This is a genomic window from Thermococcus sp. (assembly GCF_027052235.1).
Lineage (GTDB): Archaea > Methanobacteriota_B > Thermococci > Thermococcales > Thermococcaceae > Thermococcus.
Genome location: NZ_JALUFF010000013.1, coordinates 1 through 18,196 on the forward strand (window position 1 = coordinate 1; position 18,196 = coordinate 18,196).

The following is an 18,196-nucleotide window of genomic DNA, read 5'->3' on the forward strand; positions in this document are numbered from 1 at the left end:
GCACTTCGAAACTTTATTTCCCCACTTAAGGAGGTCTGAATCCCACGTTAAGAGCGCGTCTAATCCAGTTTCCATACAATTAGCCAGTATTATAGCATCTATTATAGCATCACCGGGAAGTAGGCCGTAGCGTTGGATTAGTCTTTCGGCTTCCCATAATGTGTGCTCGGTTGTGGGAGAGTAGTTCAGAACTTTGAACAGCCTGAGAGCTGGTGTCAAAGCTCCAGAGGATCTCCTAACGAGCTCCGGTCTTCTCTTGAGTGTAAAAGGCCTTTCACCGGTTTCGTTCCTGATAAGCAAGTAGAGAACTTCGGAATAAACAATATCGTTATAGTAGGGTTCGGTAAGGGCGAGGAGCCTTGAGATGCTGTGTTCGCCGAAGAGATGCTTTAGTATAACGTTCGAATCGAGCATCACACGGTCCATACGTCATCGGCCTCGGAAACAAGCTTACTGGACTTTTTCCTCGGCTTGACAGCCCCGAAGGTTTCGTTGGCGACTTTCAATCGCCGAAGTAACCTCTCTATAGCGACTCGGGCGAGCGTTTCATCAACTCCCTCCGGAACCTTAACGACTATCTCGCTCATGTGCGAAAATACGCTCCAACGGGTAATAAACCTTCCGGAGGAAGCCGAAGGGTGCAGAAAGGAATAAATAGAGTGGGATTTAACCCAAGTATCATGAGCCTTAAGGTTATCAAAGCAACTATTGAAAAAGTTTCCAAGAAGCTCGGACTTAAGGTGGATGAGATAATCCTCTTTGGCTCGAGGGCGCGGGGTGACTTCAGGAAAGACAGCGATTGGGACGTTTTAGTTGTTCTCTCGGAGCCCGTGTCAAGGAAAACCGAGCTTGAAGCGTACAAACTCATCCACAGGGAGCTTCTCTTCAAAGGGGTAAAGGCGGATATCCTCTTCATCTCGAAGGGTGAACTTGAGAAGGTGAAGGAAGACAGGGGATTCGTCTACTACTACGCGCTGAGGGATGGCCTCAGGGTTTGAGCTTCAGAGAGTGGTTAAACAAAGCCAAGAAAGACTTAGTGCTGGCAAAACACAGTTTGGAACTTGGGTACTATGACTTTGCTTCATTCCACGCCCAGCAGTGTGCAGAGAAAGCGTTGAAGGCGTTTTTGGTCGCCAGAGGGAGGCCTATTAAGCGAACCCATGACATTGGTGAACTTATAATCCTGTGTTCTGATGTTGATCCTGACTTCACGAAACTGTTCAACGAAGACGTTGATATCCTAACCGCCTACGCTGTGGAGGCCAGATACCCAACACTTCACGAGCCAAACCGAGAAGAGGCGGAGAACGCAATAAAACTCGCGGAGTTTGCCTTAGAGTTTGTAAAAAGAAAGCTCACCTCACCCTGAACCTCAGCAGGGCCGCCAAACCGCCTAAGGCCTTGAGCTTTTCACCGCCCTCATGTTCAGAGCTGACAACCACCACTTCACCGCGCGAATACCTCACCGCGTCCATCAGCTCCTCGATCTTCTCCCTGTGCTCTCCTTTGAGGAGCTCATCGAGCACCAAAAGCGTCTCGACGGCCCCGTAGTTAACCGCTTCCTCCACCTCCCGAAGACCATAGGCAACCAAGCCGTTGTTTTTAGCTATGTTCTCAAGCACCTTCTCGACCAGCTGAATTTCCTTGGCAACCCTGTTCTCGTGGTAGACCCTCTCCACCGTTCCGCGCTTTATGACCTCGTAGATTCCCGTTCTTCCCGTCACGCTCGTGTCCTCTATGACGACCCTTTTGGCAAGCTCCGGATAATTCTCCTTCAGGAACTTGTAGAAGTCCTCCTTTACGAAGCCGGGGCCGGCAACGATGGCCTTCTCGACCTTCTCGCGCCTCATGACCTCCTCCATGGTCTTTGCAACGTCGTGGAAGAACCGCTTTTCTTCACTCTCGCGGTCGGTATTGTAGCGCTTCCCGCCGAGGTTGTAGCGTATGCTGTTGAGAATCTCAACGCCGTACTCCCTCACGAGGGCCATATCAGCCTCGCCCTCATCGATGACGACTATCATCACCCTCGCGCGCTTCGAGGCCTCGACGGCTTCCTTCAGCCTTTCAATGTGGTGCTCCTTCCAGCGGGGCTTTTGAATGGTAACGACAGTTCCCTCCTCGATGGTTATCGTGTGGTATTTTCCGAGGGGAACGTCCTCCCTGCTCGCGTAAACGATTGGTCCTGTAACGCGCACCTGATTCGCGAACTTGTGGAAGTTTATCTTTTCCGCTTTAACGCCGAGGAAAACCGGAATTACCTCAACCTTCTCGGCCCTCAGAGAATCGCTCCTCTGGGCCTGCTTGCGGAGGGTTTTGGCGTAAACTACATCGCCGGGGTCGATTATGTGGTAGAGGTGCCAGAGGTCATCGAGCGTCTCGGCTTTTACCTTTACCTTGCCCTCCTTGGGCTTCTCCTCGATTATCTGCATGATATCACCTCAGAGGTCTTTGTAAACGTTTCCTCTACGGCCTATTCTGATCACATAGACTGTCTTGGAAGTTTCATCAACACTGTAGATAACTCTGTAATCCCCAACTCGAATTCGATAGAAAGGATACCCTTTCAATTTTTTGTATTGCATTGACCACGGGTTCTCCCTAAGTTTGAGCAGGGATTCCTTTATCCTCGCCCTGTCTTTAGGAGATAGGTTTCTCAAAAATTTCAGGCTTTTCCGGGATAGCACTACCTCATAGCTCATCGAGGATCTCCTCTAGGCGAACCCCATTCCTCTTGGTCTCTTCCAGCTCCTCTAGAAGCTCCTGCAGTTCCTTCTTGTCCACATCAAAGTATCCAGCGAAATTGTCAATCTTGGAGTTCAGTACCCTGAGTTCTTCCTTGATTTCCCTCAGTTCCTGAAGAATGACCTGTTCGACGTTCTCCATGACACTCCCCGCTGTTTTTTATTCAAACCACCTCATAAAATTTTTGGAGCCCTTCATTCTCACTCTCTAAAGTGAAAAACAGTAGTCAGATGAGCTCCCTCTCGGTCTTGGTGAGCCTTCTGGCACCTTTCTCGGTGATGACGATGGTGTCCTCTATGCGAACTCCACCGAACTTGGGGATGTAGATGCCCGGCTCGACCGTTATCACCATGCCGGGCTTTAGAACGGTCTCGTCCTGCTGGCTCACCCTTGGCCACTCGTGTATCTCAAGGCCGACTCCGTGACCGGTTGAGTGGATGAAGTAGTCGCCGTAGCCGTACTCCGCTATGACGTCTCTCACGAGGGTGTCGAGCTCTTTGGCGGTAATGCCTGGCCTTGCTTCCTCAACGCCCTTCCTCTGGGCCTCTAAAACAATCTCGTAGATTTCCTTCTGCTTCTCGTTTGGCGAACCGACAACGATGGTTCTCGTCATGTCCGAGTTGTAGTGTCCGTAGAGAGCGCCCTCGTCGATAACAACCAAATCCCCCCGCTCTATCCTCTTGTCGCTCGCTATCCCATGGGGCAAAGCCGAGCGCCAGCCGCTAGCTATTATCGTGTCGAAGGCTGGCTTTTCAGCGCCGTTCATCTTCATTGCGTACTCCATCTTTGCCGCTATCTCCCTCTCGCGCCTGCCTTCGCTTATCTCCTCTAAAGCGACCATCATCGCCTGGTCGGCTATCCTGCAGGCCCTCTCAATAACCTCAAGCTCTTCGGGAGTTTTGATGATGCGGAGCTCCTTGATGACGTCATCAACCGCCGTGAAGTCCTCAACGCTGGCCTTCTCCTTCAGCGTCTTTATTGTAGAAAAGCTCGTTCTTCCCTCGATGCCGAGTTTCCTGAGTTTGAAGGACGAAAGTCTCTCGTAGAGTTCCTTTCCGGTTTTGAACTTCTCAACGGGCACCTTTGATGTCTCTCTTGCCTCTTCGTATTCCAGCTCCGGAACTAGGAAAACTGCCTCATCCGGCGTTACAACGAGGTAGCCACCGAGAACCGGGGAAGAGCCCGTGAAGTAATAGAGGTTTGGCCTGTGGGTTATCAAAATTCCGTCGAGTTCCTTCCCGGCTATGAACTCTCTGAGTTTTTCGATTCTCATCTCTATCACCGGAGGCAGTATTCCCCTTTGGATAAAACGGTTTCGGAAGGGATATAAAGAGGGGTCACCAAGGAATAACGGTGCCCGAGATGACGGTCTATCTCTTCGACTTCGACGGAACGCTCGTCGACAGCACCGGGGCCGTTGAGAAGGCTTTGAGGCTCGCCATTGAGAAGACAATTCCAGCTGTAATAGAGAGCGACCTATACGACGAGTACTACAAAGCATTGTTCCTCTTCATTAAGGGAAAGCTGACCTACCAGCATCTCGGCGTAATCCACGAGCTCGTGGCACAGGGCACGATACATGAGTACTACAAGCTCATGCCCAAATACATCAAGGACTTTCCCTTCGCTCGGCAGGTCGTCAGGGAACTCAGGAAGCGAGGAAGGAGGGTAATAAGCTTCTCCGGGGAGCATACCTACCCCGGGGGAAAGGTCATCTTCATGAAAAAGACCAACTGGTACGAGGAGTTTGATGAAGTCATAACCTTCAAGGGAACCAAGGACATGCTGGTGAAGTTCCAGACGCTGAGGGAGCTCTATCCTGAAGAGCCCTTTGTGTGGGTTGATGACAGCCCTGCGAGGTTCACCTACATCCTCGATGAGAATACCCTTCTGGTTCAGAAGGCTTCTCCCTACAAGAGCGATGTTGCCCTGCTCTTCGAGAGGCAGAACTTCATAAAGATTAGATCAATAAGGGACGTCCTTGAGATAGACGACGGCCTGAGTGAGTTCCTGGATAAAGCTTAAAAATCGGAGCCGAGACCTTAATCCGGGTGAGGGCGATGGCCAGAGTAAAGGCGGTCGTCCTCTCCTACGCGGGTTCTCACGAGCACCAGGACAACCACCGGATGATTCTCAAGCCCCTCGGAATCGAGGACAGGGGAAGTGCCTCAAGCCTCATAGGCAGGAAGGTCATCTGGAAAACCCCAACGGGCAGGAAAATGGTCGGAAAGGTCATCAAGACCCACGGGAACCGGGGAGAGGTCAAGGCCTACTTCAACCCGGGCCTGCCCGGACAGGCCCTCGGGGACATCGTCGAGATAATCTAAAACCCTTTAAGGCTCCAGCCCTTTCTTTTCTCGGTGGGAGAATGGAGCTTGTAGAGGTAAGGGAGGGACTTGCGAGGATTTTGGTTCCAAAGGCGGAGAGGATTTACGACGCGCCGGTCTTCTACAACCCCGTGATGGCCCTTAACAGGGACATAAGCGTCCTCTTGGCGAGGGTAACTTCGCCGAAGAGGGTTCTCGACGCCCTCTCCGCGACCGGGATAAGGGGCATCAGGTACGCCCTCGAAAGCCCGGCAGAGGAAGTATGGCTCAACGACATAAACGAGAGGGCCTTCGAGCTGATGAAGAGGAACATCGCCCTGAACTTCAGTGGAAGCCTTGAGGAGAGGGGAAAGCGGGCCTTTCTCCGGGGGGAGAAGGAGGTAATAGCGAACCTCGGGGATGCCAACCTTCTGATGGCCGAGAAGTTCCGCTACTTTGACCTCCTTGACCTTGACCCCTTTGGCTCACCTATGGAGTTCCTCGACACGGCCTTGAGGAGCGTCAGGCGGAGGGGGATTTTAGCCCTCACCGCAACCGATACGGGGGTCCTCTGCGGCGCCTACAGGAGGGCCTGCAGGAAAAACTACCTTGCGGAGCCGATAAGGGGTGAGCTGTGCCACGAAGCGGGGCTGAGGATACTCATAGGGACGGTCGCCAGGTACGCGGCCAAGTACGACCTCGGCGTTGATGTTTTACTCGCCTACTACCGCGACCACTACTTCAGAGCTTTCCTCCGGCTGAAGAGCGGTGCCAGAAAGGCCGAGGAGAGCCTAGCCAGGCTCGGCTACCTGTGGCAGGACGAAAGGGGAAAGTTCGAGTACTCCCTGGAGTTCCTACCGGCGAAACCCGGGGCCCACGGCCCGATGTGGCTCGGCCCTCTAAAGGACGTCGAAGTGGTTGAGAAAATCCTAAAGGAAGCGAGAAACCATACCCTCGGACACAGAAAGACCATCCCATTCCTTGAACTCCTAGCGGAGGAGCTCGACGTCCCATTCCACTACGACACCCATGCACTGGCGAGGAAGAACGGCCTTGAGGTAAGGAAGATTGGAGAGGTAATCGAGAAGCTCAGGGGGCTCGGCTACAGGGCAACGAGGACCCACTTTTCCCCGACGGCCATAAAGACGGACGCTCCCTTTGAGGAAGTCCTGAACGCTATGAGGGGTGGTTAAGGTGGATGCCCTCAGGCTCGTTGAGAGGTTTTACATTAACGAATGGGCCGACGCGACCCTCTACGAGGAGCTCGCCAGGGGAGAAAGGGACGAGAGAATAAAAAGAGAACTTGAAAGGCTGGCGGAGCTTGAAAGGAGGCACGCAGAGTTCTGGAGGAGTGTTCTTGAGAAGAGGGGAAGGAAGCCACCAAAACCAAAGGTCAGCGGGGTAACTCTCCTCGGCGTCAAGCTCCTTCGAAGGGTTCTTGGGGTGGGAGTCGTTGCTTCCCTCCTTGAGATGGGCGAAAACAGCGCCATAGAGCGATATTTCCAGTTTCTCAGGGAGTTCTCCGGACAGTTAGACGAGGAAGAAGTCCGGATACTCAGGCGGGTTATCCTCGACGAGATAGAGCACGAGAAGTTCTTCAGGGAGGAGGAGAAGAGGTTCCACGTCGAGCACATAAGGGACCTCATCCTCGGGATGAACGACGGCCTTGTTGAGCTACTCGGAGCCGTCACGGGTCTGTCAGCTGTTTATCCAACGAGGCCAACCCTGGTGGGTGTCAGCGGACTCGTCGTCGGCATCGCAGGGGCGCTGTCAATGGCCATCGGTGCCTTCATTTCCGTGCGCTCCCAGAGGCAGGTCAAAGAATCGGTGCGCTCAAGGATGGAGGCCCTCTTCGAGGTCTCCCCGGAAAAGGCCCTTGAGGAGCTGACCGACCGGCTTAGGGAAGGAGGCCTGCCCGAGGAGATAGCAAAGGAGATAGCCGAAAAGCTCAGGGAAAGACCGGAGGCAGTAAAGAGGCTCTTACTCCCCGAAACCGAGGAGAACGAAGTGAGAGCTGCGCTCTACACTGGGCTCTCTTACCTCATCGGGGTCGCCTTCCCAGTGAGCCCCTACTTCATAGCGTCGAGCTCACTGACGGCTCTGGCGCTCTCGGTGGTTCTTGCCGGCACGGTGCTGGGGGTGGTTGCCTCGATCATAGCGCTCCTCTCGGGCATCTCGGTGAAAAAGAAGGCCTTTGAGATGGTGTCAACTGGCCTCGGCGCGGCTTTCCTGAGTTACCTCTTCGGAAGGCTGATGGAGGCCGTCTTCCACGTCTCGGCACTGTAGGGGCGAAACCAGCTTTTCTGCCGTTTTTCCAGCTTTCGCCACGCCCTCAAACTTTCACGTACTTCCACTTTCCTTTCCTGAATATCAGCCAGTAGAAGAGGGCGCTGGTAAAGGTCTCAAGGCTCATTGCTATCCATGCCGCGACGACACCCAATCCCCTGAAGTGAAGCGGACCTATTGAAAAGCCGAAACCGAGAAGGTAGGCGGGCACTATGCGGAAGAGGAGCTTGCTCACCGCTGTGACGTACATCGGGCTCTTGGTGTCTCCAGCCCCCCTGAGGGCACCGCTGAGGACGAAGACCCATCCGAGGGGAACCTCGCTTATCCCGACTATCAGAAGGTATATAACAGCCAAACTCAGAACCTCGTTGTAATGGGGGTCGCTTTTTGTAAGGAAAGGCATCACAAGGTAGCGGGGAAAGGCGATGAGGACGAAGGCCATAACCGACATGAAGACCGTCACCATCTTCAGGGCCTCTTTAACCGTCCTCTCGGCCTCGTCTGGCCTTCCGGCCCCCAGGTTCTGGCCGACCAGCGCGGATGAAGCAACGTTGAACCCAAAGGCCGGCATGTAGGCTATGCTCTCTATTCTCAGTCCGATCTGATGGGCCGCCAGAGCAACGTCACCGAAGCGGGTAACGATGCTCATGTAGAGGAAGTTGTAGAAGCTGAAGAGACCGCGCTCTACAAGCGTTGGGATTCCAATCCTCACTATCCTCTTAACCATAGTCCATTCAAAGCGCCACGCGGGTCTGAAGCGGATGATGAGCCTTCCCGAGAAGAGCAACATCATAACCACTGCCGTGGCAACGGTTATTCCGATTCCCGAAGCCCAAGCCGCGCCAACCGCCCCGAGCCTCGGAAAGCCCAGCTCACCGTAGATTAAGAGGTAGTCAAAGGTCGCGTTGAGGACGTTCATAAGGATGCCCACCTTCATCGGCGTCTTCGTGTCGCCTGCCCCCCTCAGTGCTGAGTTGGCGGTGAAGAGGATGAAGCGTATCGGGTAGAAGAGGAAGACGACCTTCAAGTAGGCGTAGGCCAGCTTCAAAAGCTCTCCCCTTGCCCCCATTATCCGGAGAACATCATCACCGAAGAACCAGCCGAAGAGCATGACCGGGATTCCGAGGAGAAACGCCAAATAAAGGCTCTGCTCAAGAACGAGTTCGGCCCCCGGGAAGTCCTTCGCGCCCACGAACCGGGCAACGAGGGCAAGCGTTCCAACCGAGACCGTCATCATTATCGGGAACATGAACCAGCTTACCTGTCCCCCCAGCCCGACGGAGGCTATAGCCAGAGCACTAACGTGGCCGACCATCAGGGTGTCCACTAGGTTGAGAAGCGTCTGGGAGATGTTGGCAACTATCGCCGGCCAGGCCAGAGACCATATCCTGCGCTGGGTCTCGGTGAGCATCATTAAGACGTCCCTCTAAACGGGGAGAAGGACATTTTAGTTAATAAGGGTTGCGGCTCCGGGGAGCTAGAAACGCTAGAAATGATGAAGAGAAAAAAGGTCAGTACTTGAGGTTCCTCTTCTTCTTCCACTTGTGGCTCCAGCTGTACTTCCTCATTCTCCTGCTCCTGCCGAAGCCACAGGCTGCGCAGTAGCCCTTCTTGACGTTGAAAGCCCTTCTACCGCAGCGCCTGCACCTGATGTGGGTCGGAGTGTGGTTCCTCCTGCCCTTCGGTGCCGTTCCAGAGCCCATAGCTCAGACCTCCTTCACTCGATCTCAACGGGGGAAATAGCGAGGACGTTGTCTCCCCTTATGACGATTTTACCGTACTTCTTAACCTCCTCGCCGTCCTGCATGAGCGACGCATCGGCGAGGACAACGTTCAGGTGGATGTCATAACCGATGAGCTTACCCCTGAACTCGCCACCCCTCTTGAGGAGCACGAGGACGTCCTTGTCAAGGGACCTGTGAATAACGTCGAGTGGTCTTTCCGCCATTTTCACGCACCTCCAAACAATCAAAGCTCATAGCCTTAACGAGGGGAACGGTTTATAACTCTTTCCCCCGCTCCTCCACTCACGGAAAGGGCCTTCAAAGTGCCCACCCCTACACTGCAATCCGGGGAAAACCATATAACACTGTATCACCATCAGTGACTAAGGTGGTCGAATGAAGGGAAAGGGAACCGCAATCATTCTTCTCCTCCTGCTCGCCGTAGTTGCCTCGGGTTGCCTCTCCTCCCAGGGGACGCTCACTCACACCACCAGCTTCTCGCAAACGTCAACGCAGAGCACCTTCTCTTCCGTCTCCCAAAGCTCCACCCAGACTTCCAGGTCTGAAAACCTCAGCTCTGCCCCACCCTCCGGCTACACGCCCCTCTACTCCTCGGGAAAGGGCTGTCCCTCAGGGAGGGTTCCGGTTACGTTCACATACGACCCCGGGAACAGGACTGTCATCTCAGTCAGCCTGCGCGGGAGCTTCAACAACTGGGGCGAGTGGCCGATGAAGGAGGAGAAGGGAGTCTGGAAGACGACCGTCTGCCTCGCTCCCGGAAAGTACCAGTACAAGTACTTCATCGACGGCCAGTGGGTCAAGGACATGTCAGACGACGGCACCAGACGGCCCTACGATCCGGAAGCGGACGGTTACGTCAACGATGGCTACGGCGGAAAGAACGCGGTGCGTATCGTTGAGGGCAGTGCGACCTTCTACGTGGACTTCAAGCCGAACGACCCGGCATATCTGAGCGTCGCCAACAACAGGACGGTGATAAGGTTCAAGGCGAAGAGGAAAACTGTAAGCTCCGCTCTCCTCGTGACGGACAGGGGAAACTACACGATGGAGCTCCAAGTCTGGTGGGACTCCGGAGAGATGTGGCGCGCTGAGGTTCCCCTCCTTGAGCCCCTCAGGTATTACATTCTTCTCAACTCGACCGATGGGGAGAGGTTTGCCGTCCTGAACACGAGTGAAAATCCCTTCTTCAGCTTCGACGGCGTTGACCGCTTCCCCCAGCTGGAGTGGGTGAGCAACGGGATAGCATACCAGATATTCCCGGACAGGTTCAACAACGGGAACAGGAGCAACGACCTCCTCGCCCTAGACCACGACGAGCTACTCCTCAATCAGGTTCATCCTGGGAAGCCGATACTCTCCAACTGGAGCGACCCGATAACGCCCCTCCACTGCTGCCACCAGTACTTTGGAGGCGACATAGCGGGCATAACCGGGAAGCTCGACTACCTTCAGAGCTTCGGCGTCACGATAATCTACCTCAATCCGATTACACTCTCCGGAAGTGCACACGGCTACGACACCTACGACTACTACAAACTCGACCCAAAGTTCGGAACCGAAAAAGAGCTCAGGGAGTTCCTCGATGAGGCTCACAAGAGGGGAATACGGGTAATCTTCGACTTCGTGCCCAACCACTGCGGAATAGGAAACCCCTTCTTCCTCGACGTCTGGGAGAAAGGCAACCAGAGCCCCTACTGGGACTGGTTCTTCATCAAAAAGTGGCCCTTCAAGCTGGGCGACGGAAAAGCTTACATCGGCTGGTGGGGGATTGGGAGTTTGCCCAAGCTCAACACGGCCAACCCGGAGGTTAGGGAGTACCTGATTGGCGCTGCCCTGCACTGGATTGAGGTCGGCTTCGACGGAATAAGGGTTGACGTTCCCAACGAGGTTCTGGATCCGGAAACCTTCTTCTCCGAGCTGAGGGAGCGGGTCAAGGCCGAGAAGCCGGATGCATACCTTATCGGGGAAATATGGACGCTCTCGGCTGAGTGGGTTAAGGGAGACCGCTTCGACTCGCTCATGAACTACGCCCTTGGCAGGGATATTCTCCTGAACTACGCGAGGGGCTACCTGAGCGGGAGGGCGACGCTTAAGATGCTAGGGAGATATTACGCGAGCTACGGGGAGAACGTCGTTGCGATGGGCTTCAACCTCGTTGACTCCCACGATACATCGAGGGTTCTCACCGACCTCGGGGGCGGTTCCCTTGGGGACACACCAAGCAACGAGTCCATAAAGAGGCTCAAACTCCTCTCAACCCTCCTCTACACCCTTCCGGGGACGCCCGTGACCTTCCAGGGCGACGAGAGGGGTCTGCTTGGGGATAAAAACCACTACGACGAGCAGCGCTACCCGATACAGTGGGACGAGGTGAACGAAGACGTGCTGAACCACTACCGGGCCCTTGCGAAGCTCAGGAAGGATGTTCCTGCCTTAAGGAGCAGTGCGATACGCTTCTACACCGCGAAGGACGGGGCTTTAGCCTTCTTCAGGGGGCACGACGACGAGGTTCTCGTTGTAGCGAACGCCTGGAGAAAACCAGCTGGGATAGAACTCCCGCCCGGAGAGTGGAGAGTCATCTGGCCCGCGGAGTACAAGCAATCCCCCGTTTCAGGGAAAATCGAAGTGCCCCCGATAAGCGTCCTCGTCCTTGAGAGGGGCTGAAGCTCCTTCAATTTTTGCCTCCATGTTCTCCAAAACATTTTTATGAAGTCCCTCTCTCCAGTTTCAGGTGGTGAGCGATGGGAGAACCAGATAAGTACGAGATTTTACAGGATTTGATGAGGAGGAGGGGCTTTGCCTGGGGGAGCTTTGAAATCTACGGTGGCTCACGCGGATTCTATGACTACGGTCCACTCGGGGCGACGATAAAGAGGAAAATCGAGCAGAAAATAAGGGAGGCCTTCCAGAGGGAGGGCTTCTTCGAGGTTGAAACGCCCGACATAACGCCGGAGAAGGTGTTTATAGCGAGCGGTCACGTTGAGAAGTTCGTTGATCCTTTGGTCGAGTGTAAGAAGTGCGGTGCGAGGTTTAGGGCAGATCACCTCGTTGAAGAGGCCTTAGGAATAGACGCCGAGGGGCTCTCCGCTGAAGAGCTCACGAGGCTCATAAGGGAGAACGGCATAAAGTGTCCCGAGTGCGGTGGGGAGCTTTCGGGCGTCTGGTACTTCAACCTCATGTTCGAGACGAGAATCGGCCCCTACGGCGACCAGAAGGGTTATTTAAGGCCAGAAACTGCCCAGGGCATGTTCGTCAACTTCAAAAGATTAGCTCACTTCGCGAGGAACAAACTGCCTTTCGGCGTCTTCCAGATTGGAAAGGCCTACCGCAACGAGATTTCTCCGAGGCAGGGGATGCTCCGCTTGAGGGAGTTCACGCAGGCGGAGGCGGAGATATTCTTCAATCCGAAAGAAACAGGTCATCCGCACTTCAAGGAGGTTAAAGACGAAAAGCTTAGGCTCTACCCGATAGAGAACCAGCTCAAGAACCTCGGAGAGATAGAGCTAACTGCTGGAGAAGCCGTAGAGAAGGGCTACCTGATGAACGAGCTCTTCGCCTACTATCTCGTCATGGTCAAGAGAACCCTCCTCGACATAGGCATTCCAGAGGACAAGATACGCTTCAGGCAACAGCTGCCGGAGGAGAGGGCCCACTACTCGCGCGACACCTGGGATGCCGAAATTCACAGCGAGCGCTTCGGCTGGGTTGAGTGCGTTGGAATAGCCAACAGGGGTGACTATGACCTGAGCAGGCATATGCGCGAGAGCGGGGCTGACTTAACAGTCCTCATCCACTACGACGAGCCAAAAATCGTGAAAAGACTGGAAGTTTCCCTCAACATGAAGCGCGTCGGTCCGAAGCTCAGGAAAGACGCAAAGAGAATAAACGAAATGATAAAGGGCTGGAACGAGGAGAAGAAGCGCGAGTTAGCGGAGCTCCTTGAGAAGGAAGGAAAAGTCACCATCGAGGGCTACGAGCTTGAGAGGGACGACTTCGTAATCAGGGAGGTTGAGGAGAAGGTAACGGGAGAGAAGATAGTGCCCCATGTTTTAGAGCCGAGTTTCGGTATAGACAGGCCCTTCTACCTGCTCCTTGAAAACTCTCTGGTTATCGAGGAGGACAGGACTTACCTCAGGCTCAAGAAGGACATGGCGCCGATTGAAGTTGCGGTCTTACCGCTCGTCGCCAAGGAACCGCTCAAGAGCATAGCCTATGACGTCTTCAGAACCCTTCAGAAAGCTGGCTTCATAGTGGTTTACGACGAGAAGGACACGATAGGGAGGCGTTACCTGAGATACGACGAGATTGGAACGCCGTACTGTGTCACAATCGACAACCAGACGCCAGAAGATAATACCGTCACAATCCGCGACCGCGATACGAGGGAACAGGTGAGGGTTAAAATAGAGGAACTTCCCCAAAAGCTGAGGGAGCTGATTTTCGGTTGATTTTATCCCTTTTAGACGAAGAGCACCGTCCTCACGAAGACGTCCCGGTGGTTCCCGAAGGCTTCGAGCATTTTTCCGGCGTAGTCTCTCTCCGCGACGTCGAGGAGGGCGTTAAGGTTCTCGTTTATTGGGTCGCTCATGGGCATGTATAGGGGAGCCGGTTCATAGTAGTCCATTCCCTTGAGGAGGGACGTCGCGAAGTACCAGAGGGTCTTCTTTATCTTCCTGCCCCTGAGCGGGGAAAAACTGGCAGGCCCGGCACCGAAGGCCGCGTGGAGGGCCACTATCTTCTCGACCTCAACGCCTCTCCTCAGGAGCCTCTCCCTCCTCCCGTCGGCCAAATCAACTATCCTGTAACCGCTCCTCGTCGTCTCGTCATACTCTATGCTGACACCGTAGATGTCCTCTATCCTCGGGTCATAGACGAGAACCTCAGTTCCACCAACCACGTAGAGCTTTCCATCCCTGACCTCGACAACGGTGTTCTCCGTGCTGAGGACCGTAAGGCCCTCCGAGTGGGCTATGGCAGAGACCGTGCTCTTTCCCGTGTGGGGATAGCCGACGAAGAGAACCGCCCTTCCCTCGGGGTTCAGCACGCTCACCGAGTCGGTGACGAAAACCCTCCCCTTTCTCGCCCCGGCCCTAGCCACCGCCTGAAGAAGGAAGAAGACCGGTGCCTCGTTGGTGTAAGCTGAGGGAACGTCTGATTCGAGCTTGTGCCTGTCAATGCCCCCGACATCGTATATTGACCCAAAGACCCTGAAGGGAGCCCCCTTAAAGCGCTCCACGATGAGGTCCGGCTTTCCCTCGGCGGGCCGGACGTCGGGAAGGTAGCGCCTCGCGAAGAGCCCTCTAAAGCCATCCACAAAGCCGTCGTCGAGCTCACCCTCGAACCGGACGAGGACACCGCCCACGCTGAGCATGGCCATCGGAGGCCCTTCTCCGGTGACGTTATAAATCCTTCGCAGGATTTTTATAACCCCTGGCAAAATCAACCAAGGTGTCGTCATGGTAACGCTCATCATCGCCGAGAAGCCCAACGTAGCCAGAAAGATAGCCTACGCCTTAGCTGAAGGCAAACCCGTGAGGAAGACGATAGGAAAGGTTTCCTATTACGAGTTCACGCGCGATGGAAAGAAGGTCATCGCTGCCCCTGCAGTTGGCCATCTCTTCTCTCTGGCACCAAAAACTAAAACCTATGGCTATCCCGTCTTCGACATCGAATGGGTACCCGTTTACGTTGCCGAAAAGGGCAAGGGCTACGCGAAGGACTACATCAAGGCGCTGGCAACGCTCGCAAAGCGGGCTGATGAATTCGTCGTTGCCTGTGACTACGACACCGAGGGAGAGGTAATAGGCTACACCGCCCTCAAATACGCCTGCGGCGTTGACCCCTCAAAGGCGAAGCGCATGAAGTTCTCGGCTTTAACGAAGAAAGACCTCCTGAAGGCATGGTACAACATGGAACCGACGATAAACTTTGGCATGGCCGATGCTGGAATAGCGCGCCACGTTTTGGACTGGTACTGGGGTGTAAACCTTTCTCGTGCTCTCACCTCTGCGATAAAGCGCGCGAGCGGAAAATGGATGGTTCTCTCGACGGGAAGGGTTCAGGGGCCGACTTTGAAGTTCCTAGTCGACAGGGAAAGGGAAATTCAGAACTTCAAGCCGACCCCGTACTGGGTCATCAGGATGCTCCTTGAGAAGAACGGGGAAACCTACACGGCAACCTACGAGAAGGAAAGAATCTTTGACGAAAACGAGGCCAAGAGAATAGTCGAGGAAGCTAAGAAGGGGCCGGCGTTCGTCGAGAGAGTTGATGTCAAACAGCAGAAGAGGAACCCCCCAGTCCCCTTCGACCTCGGAACCCTGCAGAGGGAGGCTTATTCTGCCTTCGGATACAGCCCGAAGAAGACTTTAGAGATTGCACAGAAGTTGTACGAGAAGGGATACTGTCTCCATCCGGATTCACTTATACCAACTCCCGAGGGAGTTAGAAAAATCGGGGAGTTGCCTAAGGAGGGTGAGGTTTTTGCCCTTGACTTTGACCTTAAACTGTCGAGGGCCCGATACAGGCTCCTTGAGAGGGATGCGGACGAGCCAATGTACAGGGTTGTCCTAGGCGATAGGACGGAGCTCTACCTCACCGGTGACCACCCGGTTCTGGTCTACAGGGAAGACAGGCTGATATTCGTACCCGCGGAGGAGTTAAGGGACGACGACCAGGTGGTGCTCTTCCTGAATCGCCGTGAGTTCCAGGGTTCTGATGAAACTCCCCGACTGTTCGAGTTCATTCTCGGAAACGCCACGTCAATGAAGGACTACATTCTCTACGAGCCCTCCTTTGGCAGTATCTTGAGGGAAAGAATCAAGAGGGCCGGGCTGAAGGTAGAAATCCTGCGGAGGTTCGGAATCAAAGAACCAACCTACTACAAATACCTCCGGGGCAAGATGCCGGTTCCGATTTTCAGGTTCCTCATTGAGAGGGGAGTAATCTCCAAAGAAGAGGTAAAGGAAGTTTTCAGGGGATTCTCATACAGTACCTCTCTCTCCCCGGTGGGATTCGAGTTCGGTGAGGAGTTCTGGTACCTCTACGGGTTCGTCCTTGGGGATGGCCACTTGGAACGGAAGGGCACCATAACGATTTCCGCGAAGGAAAGGAATGAAGAAACCATTAAGGCAATCAAAGGGGTCGCCGACGCACTCGGTATTCCTTTCTCATACGACGAGAAGTACGGGATGATAATCCTTCGCAGTAAGTCATTAACGAGGCTCTTTGAGCTCCTCGGATGTCCTTATGGTAACAAAACCGAGGTCTTCAGAATTCACGGCATAGTGCTGTCAAAGCCTGAGTGGATGGCTTCTTTCCTCGCCGGTTACTACGACGCCGATGCTCACATCGGTATGAAACCAACGGGAAGCAAAAGATCCCTCTCCCCCCAGATTGTGCTGACGTCAAAGAACAGGCAGGCTATATACACCGTCAAACTCATGTGGCAACTGCTCGGCGTTGGTACTTACCTCTGGGAAAAGAAGGACAGGCAGGGCAATTTCATTGCCTACGAGCTCAAGGTCTACTCCCGCGATGCCCTTCGGTTCTACAACGTCATGCGGGACTACATCATGGTAAAGAGACAAGACCTCGAAAGGGTTAGAAAGGTCGCCATCCGGAAGAAAAAATCGTATTCCCATCACTACAGTGTTCTCAGAGTCCAGAACTGGAAGGGGAAATTAAGGACCAGCAACGTGCTTTGGAAGGAGTTTGACATGTCTAACCAAACGGCCCATAGGAGGGGAATAAGCCTCGACAAGTTAGAGAGAATTAAGGACTACCTAATCGACGAGGACCTCCTCAGGATTGCCACTGGAGACGTCTACGTTCTCCCGATAAAAGAAATCAAAAAGTTCCACTACCACGGTAAAGTTTACGACTTGGTCGTTGATGAGTACCATAACTTCATAGCAAACGGTGTCGTTGTCCACAACTGCTCCTACCCCCGCACCTCATCCCAGAAGCTCCCAAAGAACCTCAACTTCCGCTCGATAATCCAGAACCTCGCGAAACTCCCCCAGTACAAGCCCTTCGCCCATGAGCTTTTGGGCAAAGAAAAGCTCAGGCCCGTTGAGGGAAAAAAGGAAGACCCTGCACATCCGGCAATCTACCCAACGGGAGAGTTGCCTAAGCCCGGGGAGCTGACGAAGGACGAGCAAAACCTCTACGATTTGATAGTCAGGCGCTTCCTCGCCTTGTTCATGGAGCCCGCGGTGAGGGAGACGGTGAAGGTCGTGATAAACTCCAACAACCACCGCTTCATCCTCAGCGGAGCCAGAACCCTAAAGGAGGGCTGGCTTAAAGTTTACGGCAAGTACGTCAAGTTCGACGAGGTAATCCTTCCGCCCTTCAGGGAGGGCGAGCCGGTGAAGGTCATCCAGATAAAGCGCGAGAAGAAGAAGACGAAGCCGCCAGCACGCTACTCACCGGCTTCCGTCATCAAGAAGATGGAGGATTTGGGGATAGGAACGAAAGCAACGCGCGCTCAAATCCTTGAGACGCTCTACCAGAGGGGCTACATCGAGGGCAAGAAGAAGATAAAGGTCACCCCACTGGGAATGCGCGTTGTGGAGGCCCTCGAAAAAAACGTGCCCGACATAGTGAGCGTCGAACTGACGAGGGCCTTCGAGGAGAAGATGGAAGAGATAATGGCCGGGAAAGCGAGAAAGGAAGACGTCATCGAGGAGAGCAGGGAACAGCTGGTAAAAATCCTCAAGGTCTTCAAGGAGAAAGAACTTGACATTGGCAGGATGCTCCTCGAAACGACGGGAACTGGGGTCACAACCTCAAAGGAGTCCGTGAAGGTTGAAAAGTCCGGGGGTTCTTCAAAAGCCACCGAAAGCAAAAAGGCCACGGCGAAGGAAAGGCTCGTCCTCGGGAAGTGCCCGAAGTGCGGTGGCGATTTAGTGCTCAAATACAACAGAAAAACAGGAAAGAGGTTCGTCGGTTGCTCCAACTGGCCGAAGTGCGATGTAACATATCCGATTCTCCAGCGCGGTGAGGTCATCCCAACCGGAAAGACCTGCTGTAACGGTGCACCGGTGGTAAAAATCCGCGAGAAGGGCAGGGAGTACGAGATATGCCTGGATATGAAGTGCAAGGAGTGGAAAACATGAA

General features: G+C 54.1%; 19 protein-coding genes. 9 read left to right on the forward strand and 10 right to left on the reverse strand.

What is annotated here, in order from left to right; all coding sequences use genetic code 11:
• Both MVC73_RS00860 and MVC73_RS00865 read right to left on the reverse strand, forming a co-directional pair.
• A partial coding sequence (locus tag MVC73_RS00860; protein WP_297506093.1) for a type II toxin-antitoxin system VapC family toxin occupies positions 1-414 on the reverse strand: 414 nt, incomplete at its 3' end.
• A complete protein-coding gene (locus MVC73_RS00865) occupies positions 414-587 on the reverse strand; it encodes a hypothetical protein (RefSeq protein ID WP_297506094.1) in 174 nt (57 codons plus the stop codon). The genes MVC73_RS00860 and MVC73_RS00865, both read right to left, overlap by 1 nt.
• A 93-nt stretch (positions 588-680) precedes the next feature.
• Here MVC73_RS00865 and MVC73_RS00870 point away from each other — a divergent pair, with 93 nt between their 5' ends.
• The gene (locus MVC73_RS00870; RefSeq protein ID WP_297506095.1) at positions 681-998 is read left to right on the forward strand and encodes a nucleotidyltransferase domain-containing protein; all 318 of its coding nucleotides are present in this window, start codon (positions 681-683) and stop codon (positions 996-998) included.
• Positions 995-1,369 (forward strand): HEPN domain-containing protein, encoded by a 375-nt coding sequence (locus MVC73_RS00875; protein WP_297506096.1) that lies wholly within the window; start codon positions 995-997, stop codon positions 1,367-1,369. The genes MVC73_RS00870 and MVC73_RS00875 overlap by 4 nt, the downstream gene beginning before the upstream one ends.
• Here MVC73_RS00875 and MVC73_RS00880 read toward each other — a convergent pair.
• The 4 genes from MVC73_RS00880 to pepQ all read right to left on the reverse strand — a co-directional run bounded on the left by MVC73_RS00880 (position 1,356) and on the right by pepQ (position 4,021).
• Entirely contained in the window at positions 1,356-2,429 is a 1,074-nt protein-coding gene (locus MVC73_RS00880; RefSeq protein WP_297506097.1) for an mRNA surveillance protein pelota, read from the reverse strand. The two genes, MVC73_RS00875 and MVC73_RS00880, sit on opposite strands and share 14 nt — an antisense overlap.
• Positions 2,430-2,438: 9 nt before the next feature.
• The gene (locus MVC73_RS00885) at positions 2,439-2,699 is read right to left on the reverse strand and encodes a type II toxin-antitoxin system RelE/ParE family toxin (protein ID WP_297506098.1); all 261 of its coding nucleotides are present in this window, start codon (positions 2,697-2,699) and stop codon (positions 2,439-2,441) included.
• A complete protein-coding gene (locus tag MVC73_RS00890) occupies positions 2,689-2,883 on the reverse strand; it encodes a hypothetical protein (protein WP_297506099.1) in 195 nt (64 codons plus the stop codon). Before MVC73_RS00890 ends, MVC73_RS00885 begins: the two co-directional genes overlap by 11 nt.
• Before the next feature lie 85 nt (positions 2,884-2,968).
• Positions 2,969-4,021: a Xaa-Pro dipeptidase PepQ gene (gene pepQ, locus MVC73_RS00895; protein WP_366938910.1), complete on the reverse strand. Its 1,053-nt coding sequence runs from the start codon at positions 4,019-4,021 to the stop codon at positions 2,969-2,971.
• A gap of 83 nt (positions 4,022-4,104) precedes the next feature.
• Here pepQ and MVC73_RS00900 point away from each other — a divergent pair, with 83 nt between their 5' ends.
• The 4 genes from MVC73_RS00900 to MVC73_RS00915 are packed head-to-tail and all read left to right on the forward strand — an operon-like array spanning position 4,105 to position 7,334.
• Complete coding sequence (locus tag MVC73_RS00900) at positions 4,105-4,767, forward strand: HAD family hydrolase (protein ID WP_297506152.1); 663 nt, start codon at positions 4,105-4,107, stop codon at positions 4,765-4,767.
• 35 nt (positions 4,768-4,802) lie between these two features.
• Positions 4,803-5,069 carry a 50S ribosomal protein L35ae gene (locus MVC73_RS00905; RefSeq protein WP_297506153.1) on the forward strand — a complete coding sequence of 89 codons (267 nt, stop codon included), beginning with the start codon at positions 4,803-4,805 and terminating at the stop codon, positions 5,067-5,069.
• Between the two features lie 41 nt (positions 5,070-5,110).
• A complete protein-coding gene (locus tag MVC73_RS00910) occupies positions 5,111-6,241 on the forward strand; it encodes a tRNA (guanine(10)-N(2))-dimethyltransferase (RefSeq protein ID WP_297506100.1) in 1,131 nt (376 codons plus the stop codon).
• A gap of 1 nt (position 6,242) precedes the next feature.
• Positions 6,243-7,334 (forward strand): VIT1/CCC1 transporter family protein, encoded by a 1,092-nt coding sequence (locus MVC73_RS00915; protein ID WP_297506101.1) that lies wholly within the window; start codon positions 6,243-6,245, stop codon positions 7,332-7,334.
• A 46-nt stretch (positions 7,335-7,380) separates the two neighbouring features.
• On the opposite strand, the gene MVC73_RS00920 is transcribed toward MVC73_RS00915, so the two are convergent.
• The 3 genes from MVC73_RS00920 to MVC73_RS00930 form a co-directional block, all read right to left on the reverse strand.
• A complete protein-coding gene (locus MVC73_RS00920) occupies positions 7,381-8,748 on the reverse strand; it encodes an MATE family efflux transporter (RefSeq protein ID WP_297506102.1) in 1,368 nt (455 codons plus the stop codon).
• A gap of 97 nt (positions 8,749-8,845) precedes the next feature.
• The gene (locus MVC73_RS00925) at positions 8,846-9,037 is read right to left on the reverse strand and encodes a 50S ribosomal protein L37e (protein ID WP_297506103.1); all 192 of its coding nucleotides are present in this window, start codon (positions 9,035-9,037) and stop codon (positions 8,846-8,848) included.
• 14 nt (positions 9,038-9,051) lie between these two features.
• Entirely contained in the window at positions 9,052-9,282 is a 231-nt protein-coding gene (locus tag MVC73_RS00930) for an LSm family protein (protein WP_050003215.1), read from the reverse strand.
• A gap of 172 nt (positions 9,283-9,454) precedes the next feature.
• Between MVC73_RS00930 and MVC73_RS00935 the strand changes: the two genes are divergently transcribed.
• Positions 9,455-11,743: an alpha-amylase family glycosyl hydrolase gene (locus tag MVC73_RS00935; protein WP_297506104.1), complete on the forward strand. Its 2,289-nt coding sequence runs from the start codon at positions 9,455-9,457 to the stop codon at positions 11,741-11,743.
• A 77-nt stretch (positions 11,744-11,820) separates the two neighbouring features.
• Positions 11,821-13,527, forward strand: a complete 1,707-nt coding sequence (glyS, locus tag MVC73_RS00940) for a glycine--tRNA ligase (protein ID WP_297506105.1) — start codon at positions 11,821-11,823, stop codon at positions 13,525-13,527.
• A gap of 11 nt (positions 13,528-13,538) precedes the next feature.
• Here the strand turns inward: glyS and MVC73_RS00945 are convergent, their stop codons facing one another.
• Entirely contained in the window at positions 13,539-14,450 is a 912-nt protein-coding gene (locus MVC73_RS00945) for a hypothetical protein (RefSeq protein WP_297506154.1), read from the reverse strand.
• Positions 14,451-14,535: 85 nt separating this feature from the next.
• Here MVC73_RS00945 and topA point away from each other — a divergent pair, with 85 nt between their 5' ends.
• On the forward strand, positions 14,536-18,195 hold the full coding sequence (gene topA, locus MVC73_RS00950; RefSeq protein WP_297506106.1) for a DNA topoisomerase I: 3,660 nt from the start codon (positions 14,536-14,538) through the stop codon (positions 18,193-18,195).
• Position 18,196: the final 1 nt, after the last annotated feature.